Source organism: Falsiroseomonas stagni DSM 19981, from assembly GCF_900114315.1.
GTDB classification, from domain to species: domain Bacteria; phylum Pseudomonadota; class Alphaproteobacteria; order Acetobacterales; family Acetobacteraceae; genus Falsiroseomonas; species Falsiroseomonas stagni.
Window position 1 is genome coordinate 995,517 of sequence record NZ_FOSQ01000001.1, and the last position, 10,787, is coordinate 1,006,303.

13 protein-coding genes are annotated in these 10,787 nt (G+C 72.4%); 5 read left to right on the forward strand and 8 right to left on the reverse strand.

What is annotated here, in order from left to right; all coding sequences use genetic code 11:
* Nucleotides 1-43: 43 nt before the first annotated feature.
* Nucleotides 44-907: a TIGR01459 family HAD-type hydrolase gene (locus BM041_RS04615; protein WP_092956097.1), complete on the reverse strand. Its 864-nt coding sequence runs from the start codon at nt 905-907 to the stop codon at nt 44-46.
* Nucleotides 904-1,968, reverse strand: a complete 1,065-nt coding sequence (locus BM041_RS04620) for a quinone-dependent dihydroorotate dehydrogenase (protein ID WP_092956100.1) — start codon at nt 1,966-1,968, stop codon at nt 904-906. Before BM041_RS04620 ends, BM041_RS04615 begins: the two co-directional genes overlap by 4 nt.
* 132 nt (nt 1,969-2,100) lie before the next feature.
* Here BM041_RS04620 and BM041_RS04625 point away from each other — a divergent pair, with 132 nt between their 5' ends.
* Entirely contained in the window at nt 2,101-2,955 is an 855-nt protein-coding gene (locus tag BM041_RS04625; RefSeq protein ID WP_175533736.1) for a DMT family transporter, read from the forward strand.
* Here BM041_RS04625 and BM041_RS04630 read toward each other — a convergent pair whose 3' ends face one another.
* The 4 genes from BM041_RS04630 to BM041_RS04645 form a co-directional block, all read right to left on the reverse strand.
* Nucleotides 2,956-3,615, reverse strand: coding sequence for an MBL fold metallo-hydrolase (locus tag BM041_RS04630; RefSeq protein WP_092956105.1), 660 nt, complete (start codon nt 3,613-3,615; stop codon nt 2,956-2,958). It abuts the gene before it with no gap.
* A gap of 31 nt (nt 3,616-3,646) precedes the next feature.
* A complete protein-coding gene (locus BM041_RS04635; RefSeq protein WP_092956108.1) occupies nt 3,647-4,063 on the reverse strand; it encodes a BLUF domain-containing protein in 417 nt (138 codons plus the stop codon).
* Nucleotides 4,064-4,124: 61 nt separating this feature from the next.
* Nucleotides 4,125-5,963, reverse strand: coding sequence for a DNA mismatch repair endonuclease MutL (gene mutL, locus BM041_RS04640; RefSeq protein WP_092956111.1), 1,839 nt, complete (start codon nt 5,961-5,963; stop codon nt 4,125-4,127).
* 106 nt (nt 5,964-6,069) lie between these two features.
* Nucleotides 6,070-6,678 carry a YqgE/AlgH family protein gene (locus tag BM041_RS04645; RefSeq protein ID WP_175533737.1) on the reverse strand — a complete coding sequence of 203 codons (609 nt, stop codon included), beginning with the start codon at nt 6,676-6,678 and terminating at the stop codon, nt 6,070-6,072.
* 180 nt (nt 6,679-6,858) lie between these two features.
* On the opposite strand from BM041_RS04645, the gene BM041_RS04650 reads away from it, so the two are divergent.
* The 4 genes from BM041_RS04650 to BM041_RS04665 all read left to right on the forward strand — a co-directional run bounded on the left by BM041_RS04650 (nt 6,859) and on the right by BM041_RS04665 (nt 9,235).
* Nucleotides 6,859-7,341 carry a peroxiredoxin gene (locus tag BM041_RS04650; RefSeq protein ID WP_092956114.1) on the forward strand — a complete coding sequence of 161 codons (483 nt, stop codon included), beginning with the start codon at nt 6,859-6,861 and terminating at the stop codon, nt 7,339-7,341.
* Nucleotides 7,341-7,610: a hypothetical protein gene (locus BM041_RS04655; protein WP_092956117.1), complete on the forward strand. Its 270-nt coding sequence runs from the start codon at nt 7,341-7,343 to the stop codon at nt 7,608-7,610. Before BM041_RS04650 ends, BM041_RS04655 begins: the two co-directional genes overlap by 1 nt.
* 87 nt (nt 7,611-7,697) lie before the next feature.
* The gene (locus BM041_RS04660) at nt 7,698-8,504 is read left to right on the forward strand and encodes a transglutaminase-like domain-containing protein (protein WP_092956120.1); all 807 of its coding nucleotides are present in this window, start codon (nt 7,698-7,700) and stop codon (nt 8,502-8,504) included.
* 26 nt (nt 8,505-8,530) lie between these two features.
* A complete protein-coding gene (locus BM041_RS04665) occupies nt 8,531-9,235 on the forward strand; it encodes an N-formylglutamate amidohydrolase (protein WP_175533738.1) in 705 nt (234 codons plus the stop codon).
* A 127-nt stretch (nt 9,236-9,362) separates the two neighbouring features.
* Here BM041_RS04665 and BM041_RS04670 read toward each other — a convergent pair whose 3' ends face one another.
* Together BM041_RS04670 and BM041_RS04675 are read right to left on the reverse strand one after the other, a co-directional pair.
* Complete coding sequence (locus tag BM041_RS04670; protein ID WP_092956123.1) at nt 9,363-9,950, reverse strand: amino acid synthesis family protein; 588 nt, start codon at nt 9,948-9,950, stop codon at nt 9,363-9,365.
* A complete protein-coding gene (locus BM041_RS04675) occupies nt 9,947-10,786 on the reverse strand; it encodes a UPF0280 family protein (RefSeq protein WP_092956126.1) in 840 nt (279 codons plus the stop codon). Before BM041_RS04675 ends, BM041_RS04670 begins: the two co-directional genes overlap by 4 nt.
* Nucleotide 10,787: the final 1 nt, after the last annotated feature.

A 10,787-nucleotide genomic window follows, 5' to 3' on the forward strand; every position in this document is an offset into this window, starting at 1 on the left:
TATTTCGCAGGTCGCCCCCGCGCCGGGCGGGAAGCGTGCCCCGCTACCAGCGCAGCCCGGTCAGGGCGGCGACCGGCGTCACGCCCTCCGCCGCCGCCACCGCGGCCAGGCGGTCGGAATCCGGCGCCTCGCCATGGGCATGGGCGGCGAGTCCGGTCAGCGCCCAGACCGCATCGATCCCCGCGGCTTGAGCCCCGGCCAAATCCGTGTGCGGGCTGTCCCCGATCGCGACCAGACGCGCGCGATCGGCGATGCCCAGAGCCTCCATCACCGGGTCATAGACCGCGGGGTCCGGCTTGCCGATCTCGATCGCCTTAGGGCCGCCGAGGGTGACATAGAGGTCGGCCAGCGCGCCGGCACAGATGATGTGGCGGTCGCCCACCATCACATGCCGGTCCGGGTTCACGCAGACCATGGGCAGGCCGCGTGCCGCGCAGGGGGCGAGCTGCGCCGCATAGGCGCCCGCATCCTCCGCCCCCCGATCCGGATCGGGGCCGGTGTTCAGGACGAAATCGGCCTGGTCGAGATCGGCCACGATGGTGACGCCGCTGTCCCGCACCACGGAGAGATCCCGTTCCGGCCCGATATGGATCGCTCGCGTGCCGAGCGCGGCGAAGGCCGGCGTGTCCCGCCGCGCCAGGTGCCGCCAGGCGATCTCGCCGGAGGTGACGATGGCGGTCCAATGGGCGGAATCGAGCCCCATGCCGGTCAGCAATTCATGCACCACGAAGGACCGGCGCGGCGCGTTGGACAGGAAGACGATCCGCTTCCCCTGCTCCGTCAGCCGGGCCAGCGCATCCGCCACGCCGGGATAGGGGCGCCGGCCATCATGCACGACGCCCCAGATGTCGAGGATGAAGCCGTCATAGCGCGGCGCCAGGCTCCGCACGCCATCGAGGATCTTCATCGCACATCCACGCCCACGGCTTCGGCGACGCTGGAGAAACCCTCGCGCCGCATCGCCGCGGCCAGTTCGCGCTTGATGCGCGGGATCAGCGCCGGCCCGTCATAGGCGAAGGCGGCGTAGAGCTGCACCAGGCTGGCGCCGGCCTTGATCTTCTCCAGCGCATCGGCGCCGGAACCCACGCCGCCGCAGCCGATCAGCGTCAGGCGCCCCTGCGTCACGCGCGCGACGCGCTTGAGGAGCTCCGTCGAGGCTTCGCGCAGCGGCGGGCCGGACAGCCCCCCGGCCTGCGACTTCAGTGCGGATCGCAGCGGCGCCGGGCGGGCGATGGTGGTGTTGGAGACGATGAGGCCCTGGATGCCGTGCAGCAGCGCCGATTCGACGATGGGCTCGACCGCGCCCGGCGACAGATCCGGCGCGATCTTCACCAGGATCGGCGGGCGCGGGCCGGCGATGGCGTCCCGCGCCGCCGCCAGCGCCGCCAGGATGTCCCGCAGCTGCTGCTCCCCCTGCAGGTCGCGCAGCCCCGGCGTGTTGGGGGAGGAGACGTTGACGGCGACATAAGCGGCATGGGGGGCGACGGCGGTGTAGAGCGCGGGATAGTCCCGCAGGGGCGCCGCGCCTTCCTTGTTGATGGCGATGTTGCAGCCCAGCACGGCGGGCCGGGGGTTCGGCAGATGGGCGAGGCGCGCCAGGAAGGGCGCCAGGCCAGCATTGTTCATGCCCATGCGGTTGATCACCGCCCGGTCCTCCACCAGGCGGAACAGCCGGGGCTTCGGATTGCCGAATTGCGGCTTGGGCGTCACCGACCCCGCTTCGACGAAGCCGAAGCCGAGGCGCATCAGCGGCGCGATGGCCACCGCCGATTTGTCGAAGCCGGCGGCCAGCCCGATCGGGTTGCGGAAACGGATGCCAAGCGCCTCCGTGGCCAGGATCGGATCGTCCGGGGACCGGTCGGCGCCGGCCAGGCCGAAGCGCAGCGCGCGCAGCGCCAGGTCATGCGCGCGTTCGGGATCGATGCCGCGCATCAGCGGCATGAGGGTCGAGGCTATGCGGGGGGTCATCGCCGCGGCTTGTGCCCCGGCGCGCGGGGAATGGGAAGCGGGAAGGTCGCGCAAGGCTGTGCTGCGCTTCAGGCGATGGACAGCGCCGCGAACGGCGGCCAGAAGGGCGCCTGGAATCCCGGGGGGAAAGGCGTGCGCGGTCCCGCGCTGATGTTCGGCGCGATCCTGCTGTTCGGCGTGCTGGATGCCAACAGCAAGCTGCTGGCCGACCACCATGCGATGGCGCAGGTGCTGCTGGTGCGATTCGTCGTGCTGCTGGTCCTGGTGCTGCTGCTGCTTCCCGTCGCGCCCCGGCTGATGGGGAGGCTCTCCACCCGCCATCCCTGGCTGAATGCGGGCCGCGCGCTGGCCATGCTCGGCAGCGCGGCGTTCTTCTTCCTGGCCTTCCGCGACCTGCCGCTGGTGGAGGGCTACCTGGTCTTCTTCACCGCGCCGCTGATCGTGCTGCTGGCCTCCGCCCTGTTCCTGCGGGAAAGGGTCTCGCCACTCGCCTGGGTGTGGTGCGCGGTGGGGTTCGGCGGCGTGGCGATGGCGCTGGCGCCGGGCTTCGCCAGCGGGCTCGGCAGCGGGCCCTTGAGTGGCTACCTCTACGCGCTCTGCGGGACGGGCACCTATTCCGCCGTCTTCATCCTGAACCGGCAGCTGCGGGATGAGCCCGGGATCGCCCGCGTGCTGTTCTGGCCGGCGCTGCTGGGGCTGCTGCTGATGGCCCCCTTCGGCATCGCCGAATGGCAGCCGCCGACGGCGATGGGCTGGGCCCAGATGATCGCCGCGGGGATGACGGTGGCGGGGGCGACGGTGATGATCGCGGAAGCCTTCCGCCACGCCCCGGCCGCGCGGCTGGCGCCGATCAGCTACACCGGCATCATCTGGTCGGTCGCCTTCGATGCGCTGTTCTGGGGCCACGCGCCCGCGCTGGTCACGCTGGCGGGCGCGGGGCTGGTGGTGCTGGCCTGCGTGATGAGCGAGCGGGTGGCGCGGCGGTAGCTACCGCGGCAGGAAGGGATTGGTCCGCCGTTCCTCGCCGAAGGTGGACCCCGGGCCATGGCCGCAGAGGAAGCGCATCTCGTCCCCCAGCGGCAGCAGTTTGGTGACGATGGAGCGGATCAGCGCCTCATGGTCGCCATAGGCGAAATCGGTGCGGCCGATGGAGCCGCGGAACAGCACATCCCCCACCACCGCGAAGCCGAGCGCCACGGAGGTGAAGACCACATGCCCCGGCGCATGGCCCGGGCAGTGCAGCACGTCGAAGGGCTGGCCGGCGATGGAGACCGTGTCCCCCTCCTCCAGCCAGCGATCCGGCGTCACGGATTGCAGCTCCGGCGCGCCGTATTGGGCGCCCTGGGCGGGGATATTGGCCAGCAGCGGCGCATCGTCGCGGTGCGGGCCCTCCACCGGCACCGGCGTGCCCTGCTTCGCCTCCAGCGCCGTCTTCAGGCCAGCGGCACCGCCGGCATGGTCGAGGTGGCCATGGGTGATGAGGATGCGGTCCACCGTGCAGCCCGCACGCTCGATCGCGGCCAGGATGCGCGGCACGTCGCCGCCGGGGTCGATCACCGTGCCGGTCCCGCTCTCCGCGTCCCAGACGAGGGCGCAGTTCTGCTGGAAGGGGGTGACCTGGATCTGGGCGGCTTGCAGCTTGGGCATGGCGGAGGGGTGCCGCGACCGTCGCCTCGCGTCAACCGGACGCGGCGCCCTCCCGCGGTTCGCTGGCGATGCGGGCGAAGGCGCGGCGGGCTTCCTCGGCGGAGGCCGCGCCGGGCGCGCCGGCGCGCACCTCCTCCCGGTTCCACATCCAGGACCGTGCCGGGTCCTCCAGCATGTCCCAGTCGGGGAAGCTGCGGAACGGCGCGTCCCCGCACCACAGCAGCGTCACCTCGATATGGCGGTCATCGCGCAGGATGCGGCCGAAGGTGGCCGTGACCTTGCTGCGCGGGCCTTCCAGCATCTGCATGAACAGGTCGTTGCGGCAGATCAGCGCGCCCGTGATGCCATCCGCCCGGTTGCGGCGGCGCGCCGTCATCAGGATGTCGTCCAGCGTGTCCCCGCTGAAGCCGAAGGGGCGGGAGGCGTAGATCAGCTGCATCAGGCGCATGGGCCAGCGGTCCGGACGTTTCCGACAGTCTGCCCATGAAGCGCCGTCTGCGACCAGGGGCTCAGCGACGGCCGAACAGCTTCTCCAACTCCGCCTTGCCGAGGCGCAGGACCGTCGGGCGGCCATGGCTGCAGGTGGCGGCGCGGGGCGTCGCCTCCATCTGGCGCAGCAGCGCCGCCATCTCCGCCCCCTTCAGCCGCCGGCCCGCGCGGATCGACCCGTGGCAGGCCAGGCGCGCCACGGCGGCATCGAGGCGGGTTTCCAGCGCCATCGCCTCATCCATCTCCGCCAGTTCGGCGGCGATGTCGCGCAGCAGGGGCGCGGGTTCGGGATTGCCGAGCAAAGCGGGAAGGGCGCGGACCAGGATGGCGCCAGGGCCGAAGCCCTCGATCTCCAGCCCGAGGCGCGCGAGTTCGCTGGCCTTGTCCAGCAGGCGGGCGACGTCGCGGGCGGGCAGTTCCACCACGGCCGGCAGCAGCAACGGCTGGGCGCGGACGCCGCCTTCGACCAGCTGGGCGCGCAGCGCCTCATGCACCAGGCGTTCATGCGCGGCGTGCTGGTCCACCAGCACCAGCGACCCGTCCGGCGCCTCCGCGAGCACATAGGTGTCGAGGATCTGCGCCAGCGGCCGGCCGAGCGGCCCATCCTCCGGGAAGTCGGGCAGGGGTTCCGGCGCCGGCGCGGGGGCGAAGGCCAGCGGCAGGGAGGGGGGGCGCGCCCCGGTGCCAGGGCGGCGCGCGACGGGGCCGGCGGGCGGGCGCCAGCCCGGGAAGACGGGGACGGGCGCCTCCGCAAAGCCCGGGCCAGGGGCGACGGGGGGCGGGGGGGTGACGGGGCTGTAGGACGGCACCGCCACCGGCTCCACCGACCAGCCATCGGAGGCCAGCCCATCGGGCGCCGCGCCCTGCGCGCCCACCGCCAGGGCGCGGCGCAGCGCGGCGATCATCAGCCCGCGCACCCCGTCGGAATCGCGGAAGCGCAGTTCGGTCTTCATGGGGTGGACGTTCACGTCCACGGCCTCCGGCGGTACCTCCAGGAACAGCGCCGCCGCGGGGAAGCGCCGGGCCGGCACCAAATCCCGGTAGGCGACGCGCAGCGCGGTCTTGAGCTGGGGGTCCCGCACCGGGCGGTTGTTGACGACGAGGTGCTGCGCCTCCCCGGTCGCGCGGTGATGCGTCGGCAGGCCGGCGAGGCCCGTCAGCGTGATGCCGTCGCGGGCGGCCTCCACCACCACCGCGGCGGCGGCGAAATCGGCGCCGAGCAGCGCGGCGATGCGGCCGGCGCGGTCGGATGGCGCCAGGTTCAGCGCGACGCGGCCATCGACGGTGACGCGGAAGCCGACGCGCGGCCAGGCCATGGCCAGGCGCTCCACCGCCGTCACGGCGGCCTCGGATTCGGTGCGCGGGGATTTCAGGAACGCCCGCCGCGCGGGGGTGGCGTAGAACAGGTCCCGCACCTCCACCCGCGTGCCGGGCGGGCCGGCGGCGGGGGCGACGGGCGATTTGCGCCCGCCCTCCACCGTGATGGCATGCGCCTCCCCGCTGCCGTTGCGGGAGGTGAGCGTGAGCCGCGCGACGGCGCCGATGGAGGGCAGGGCCTCTCCCCGGAAGCCCAGCGTCGCGATGCGGAACAGGGCCGCTTCTTCCGGCAGCTTGGAGGTGGCGTGGCGCTCGACCGCGAGGTCGAGGTCATCCGGCCCCATGCCGCCGCCATCATCCTCCACCAGGATGCGGCCGATGCCGCCTTCCTCCAGCGTCACGGCGATGCGGGTGGCGCCGGCATCCAGCGCGTTCTCCACCAGCTCCTTCACCGCGGCGGCCGGGCGCTCCACCACCTCGCCGGCCGCGATGCGGTTGGCGGTGGTCTCCGGCAGCAGGCGAATCCGGGGGGCGGTGGCCATGACGAAGAGATGCGCCGGGCTGGCATCAGGGGCAAGCGCAACCCGAAATGCGGCCCGCCGGCAGTCCGGCGAGCCAAGCGCGCGCCCGGCGCTTGAGGGCACGCCGTCAGGCGTGTCCGGCGAAGCCCGACAACGCGCCGGGGTCCACATGCAGCTTGCCGAGCGCCTGGCGCCACAGGTCGCCGGCATTCCGGCCGAAGAGCAGGCCCGCATCCGCCGGCACGTTGAGCCAGGCATTCTGCTGGATCTCGGCTTCCAGCTGCCCCGGCCCCCAGCCGGCATAGCCCAGCGCCAGGAAGCCCTCCCGCGGCCCGCCGCCGCCGGCGATCGCCTTCAGGATGTCGACGCTGGCGGTCAGGGCCACATCCTCGCTGACCCGCAGGCTGCCCTCCGTCTCCCAATCCGCGGTGTGGAGGACGAAGCCGCGGCCGCCCTCCACCGGGCCGCCGGAGACCAGGCGGATGCGGCGCTGCGGCGGCACCGGGTCCAGCCCGAGCTGGCCGAGCAGATCGTCGAAGCTCAGCCCTTCCAGCGGCTTGTTCAGCACGATGCCCATCGCGCCCTCCGCCGAATGGGCGCAGAGGCAGATGACGGTGCGGGCGAAGCGGGGATCCTCCATGGTCGGCATGGCGACCAGGAGCTGGCCGGCGAGGTAGCCTTCCTCGACAAGCGGGACGGTCGGCGGGGGCGGGGCTTTGGGGGCGCGGCGTGCCATGGTCCGACAGAACATGGCGGCGCCCCCGCCGGGCCGCAAGCATGGCGCGGGGCGGCGGGCATCCCGCAGCGGCCTTCTTCCGGCGCGGCGGGAGTTCCATGGCGCGCCTGCATGGCCGCCGCGCATGGACGCGACCCCCCGATCCGCCGTATGTCAGAACCCACAGAGGGAGATTCCGCGATGACGATCCAGGTTGGCGACAGCATTCCGGCCACGAAGCTCATGCAGGCGACGGCGGAGGGGCCGAAGGAGGTCTCCACCGAGGAGCTCTTCGCGGGCAAGACGGTCGTGCTGTTCGGCGTCCCCGGCGCCTTCACGCCCACCTGCTCCGCCAAGCACCTGCCGGGCTTCGTGACCCAGGCGGAGGCGCTGAAGGCCAAGGGCGTCGACACCATCGCCTGCATGTCGGTCAATGACGCCTTCGTCATGGGCGCCTGGGGCCGCGACCAGGGCATCACCGACCAGGTCGTGATGCTGGCCGATGGCTCCGCCGTCTTCACCAAGGCGCTGGGGCTGGAACTGGACCTGACGGCGCGCGGCCTCGGCCTGCGCTGCCAGCGCTTCGCCCTGGTGGCGAAGGACGGCAAGGTCACGCATGTCGCCGTCGAAGCCGCCGGCGCCTTCGAGGTTTCCAAGGCGGAAGCCATCCTGGCGGTCCTCTGATGCCGCCGGCCGCCTACGCGCTGTTTGCCTGGCAGGCGGGCTGGGTCTTCACGCTGCGCAGCCTGCAGCTGGCGACGGACCCGGTCCAGGCGGCCTCCACCCTGACCGCCATGATGGCGGAAAAGCAGAAGGCCTTCGCCGACGGCGCCATCGCCGCCGGCGCGGCCATGATGGCGGGCGCCATGCCCGACGCCGTGGCCGCCGCTGCGCTGCGCCCGGCCCAGCGCCGGGTCGCGGCCAATATGCGGGCGCTCAAGAACCCCGCCTGAGACCCGCGCCGCCACGCGCCTGTCCGGCTCCTCGCCGGCCGATGTCCCGTGCCTACCGTGCCATCGGCCCTTCGAGGAGTGCCCGCCATGCGCATCAGCGCCGGCTGCGAGATCACCTATGACTGCCCGCAGCCGACGCCGATGGCGTTGATGCTGCACGCCCATCCCAGCCGCGTCGCCGATTTGATCGGCCCGCAGGAGATGCGCTTCGACCCGCCGGTGCCGTCGCGCACCTATCACGACAGCTTCGGCAATTTCTGCACGCGCATCGTGGCGCCGGCCGGGCGGATCACCATCAGGACGAAGCTGCTGATCCAGGATAGCGGGCTGGTCGAGGGCAGCGTGCCGACGGCCCGCCAATGGCCGCCGGAACAATTGCCGGATGAGATGCTGCTCTGGCTGCTCGGCAGCCGCTACTGCGACACGGACAAGCTCTCCAACCTCGCCTGGGCGCTGTTCGGCCAGGGGCCGACGGGATGGGCGCGGGTGCAGGCGATCTGCGACTATGTCCATAACCACATCGCCTTCGGCTACGAACATGCCGATGCGACGCGATCGGCGTCCGAGGCCCATGCGGCGGGTCGCGGCGTGTGCCGGGACTACGCCCACCTGGCCGTCGCGCTGTGCCGCGCCGTCAACATCCCCGCGCGCTACTGCACGGGCTTCCTGGGCGACATGGGCACGCCGCCGCCCTGGGGGCCGATGGATTTCGCCGCCTGGTTCGAGGTCTATCTGGACGATGCCTGGCACACTTTCGACGCCCGCAACAACACGCCCCGCATCGGCCGCATCCTGATGGCGCGCGGGCGGGATGCGACCGATGTCGCGATGGTGACGAGCTTCGGGCCCTGCACCCTCTCCGGCTTCACCGTCTTCACCGACGAGGTGACGTGAACCCTCCAGGGGGAGAAATCGCCTGGGTGGAGAACGCGGCCGGCGGCGGCGATGTGCTGCTGGTCTGCGAACACGCCTCCCACTGGATTCCGCCGCAATACGCTGACCTCGGCGTGTCGGAGGCCGATCGGCAGCGGCACATCGCCTGGGACATTGGCGCGGCGGCGCTGGCGCGGGGGCTGGCGCGGCGGCTGGATGCGCGGCTGGTGCTGTCCGGCGTCTCCCGCCTCGTCATCGACTGCAACCGCCCTTTGGGCGCGCCATCCTCCATCCCGCTGCGGAGCGAGGACACCGACATCCCCGGCAATGCCGGGCTGACGGCGGCGGAGATCGCCTTCCGCCAGTGCGCGTATTTCGAGCCCTTCCGCGCCCTGGTGGCCGGTGTGATCGCGGCGCGGCGGCCGGCCATGCTGGTGGGCGTGCACAGCTTCACCCCGGTCTTCCGCGGCGTGGCGCGCCCCTGGCATGCCGGGGTGCTCTACGCCGACGCCTCGGCGCTGGGGGAGCGCTTGGTGGCCGGGCTGCGGGCCGACCCGGCGCTGGTGGTGGGGGCCAATGAGCCCTACCGCATCGAGGCCGAGGAGGATTTCACCGTCCCCATCCATGGCGACGCCAACGGGATCCCCGCCGTGCTGCTGGAGGTGCGGCAGGATCTGCTGGCGGATGCGGCGGGGATCGAGGCCTGGGCGGCACGGCTGGCGCCGCTTCTGGAGACACCTGTTGCTTTTTAGCAACTAACCCGTTTAAGCCGATTATGCCGTTTATGCGCATTTAGCACCGATTTCGCGGGGGTCCGGGCGCGAACCGACCTCTGATCTGCGGAACATAGCGGAAACACAGCGCCCGGCGCTACCCCTTTCAGCGCTGCCCGTCCCATTGCGCGATATCCGCCTGCGCCAGCCCGCCGACCCGCGCATGGGGTCGCCCGCCGGTGGTCATGGCCAGCGCGAAGAGGATCTCCTCCGCCCGAGGCGCATCCGGCACCACGCAGGAGATGCCGTCGAAATGGCTGCGCACATAGGCGGCGTTGCGGTGGTGGATGGGCAGGTCGAGCATGGCGCCCATCGGCCCCACCTTGGTCATGGACGGCACGATGGACAGCGCCTGGCCCAGCAGCCCGCGCATCGCATAGCCCCCCGCCACATGCCACAGCGCGCCGTGCTCCAGCTCCCCCGCGCTGCCCACGATGCCGCCCTTGCCATAGGCCTCGATCCGCCCGGGATCGCCGCCGAGCCCCGCCAGCAGCCTCTCCGCCACCATCAGGCCGATCGGCTTCATCGCCTCCATCATCCACATCAGGTCGGGCTCGTAGCGGCCGGCGAAGGGGTTGCGCAGCACCACGGCGCACCAGCCCTTCAGGATGGGGGTGGCCAGCACCGGGCCGCCATCATGGCGCACCTCCTCCACGCAGAGGACGGTCTTGCGGATGACGAGGTCCTGGCTCACGCGGGGGTCTCCAGTGCGAAGGGCCGGCCCAGGATGCGGCTGGCACTGGCCAGGCGCAACGCGGCGGCGATGATCAGGCCGTCGCGCAGGAAGCCCGCGGCGGTGGCGGCGCCGGCATCGAGGGCGGTAGCGATGTCTGCCGGGTTCAGCTTGCCGACATCGGTGGTGACGAGCCGTGCGCCCAGATCGCTGTCCGGGTCGAGGGAGCAGGCGGGCGCGCGGGCGATGGCGGGGCTGTCGATGTCCACCGCATTGGCGATCAGCGTGGCCGCCGCATCGGCGGTCGCGGCATCCCGCGCCAGCACCGTGACGGCATCGGCGATGCCCATGGAGAAGGAGCGGCCATGCCGGCCGGAGGTGGCGATGCCGCCGACGCCGTCGCCGCCGCGCAGCCGCAGCGCCCCGTCGAAACTCGCGAGGCGCGGATCGAGGGCGAGGCCGATGGCCAGGCTCTCCCCGGGCGCGGCGAAGACGGCGATGTCGCCGCCATCATTCACGAAGGCGCGGGTGAGGCCCGGCGCGGCCGCGCGCATGGTGGCGAGGAGGTAGTCCGCTACCGCACCGGCGACGGCGGCCATCGGCGTGATGAACAGGCCGCGCGCCGCGAAGGGCGCGCAGGCCGCATGCATCCGGCGCGCGACCGGGCCTTCCGGCATGGCGCCGAGGGGCTGGCGCAGCAGGGCCAATTCGCCGACGAGCTCGGGCAGGATGGCGGGGAAGCGGACCAGGGCCGCCTGCTCCGCCAGGGCCGCATCGCGGCCCCAGCCGCGCAGCACGACATCGATCGGCCCGTGGTGCAGGTGCAGCCGCCCATCGGCCAGCCGCGCGGCCTGCATC

Excerpts from the sequence above, each read along its gene's own strand:
- BM041_RS04615 (WP_092956097.1), bottom strand. The coding sequence starts at position 907 with ATGAAGATCCTCGATGGCGTGCGGAGCCTGGCGCCGCGCTATGACGGC.
- BM041_RS04620 (WP_092956100.1), bottom strand. The coding sequence starts at position 1,968 with ATGACCCCCCGCATAGCCTCGACCCTCATGCCGCTGATGCGCGGCATC.
- BM041_RS04630 (WP_092956105.1), bottom strand. The coding sequence starts at position 3,615 with ATGCCCAAGCTGCAAGCCGCCCAGATCCAGGTCACCCCCTTCCAGCAG.
- BM041_RS04635 (WP_092956108.1), bottom strand. The coding sequence starts at position 4,063 with ATGCGCCTGATGCAGCTGATCTACGCCTCCCGCCCCTTCGGCTTCAGC.
- mutL (WP_092956111.1), bottom strand. The coding sequence starts at position 5,963 with ATGGCCACCGCCCCCCGGATTCGCCTGCTGCCGGAGACCACCGCCAAC.
- BM041_RS04645 (WP_175533737.1), bottom strand. The coding sequence starts at position 6,678 with ATGGCACGCCGCGCCCCCAAAGCCCCGCCCCCGCCGACCGTCCCGCTT.
- BM041_RS04650 (WP_092956114.1), top strand. The coding sequence starts at position 6,859 with ATGACGATCCAGGTTGGCGACAGCATTCCGGCCACGAAGCTCATGCAG.
- BM041_RS04655 (WP_092956117.1), top strand. The coding sequence starts at position 7,341 with ATGCCGCCGGCCGCCTACGCGCTGTTTGCCTGGCAGGCGGGCTGGGTC.
- BM041_RS04660 (WP_092956120.1), top strand. The coding sequence starts at position 7,698 with ATGCGCATCAGCGCCGGCTGCGAGATCACCTATGACTGCCCGCAGCCG.
- BM041_RS04675 (WP_092956126.1), bottom strand. The coding sequence starts at position 10,786 with ATGCAGGCCGCGCGGCTGGCCGATGGGCGGCTGCACCTGCACCACGGG.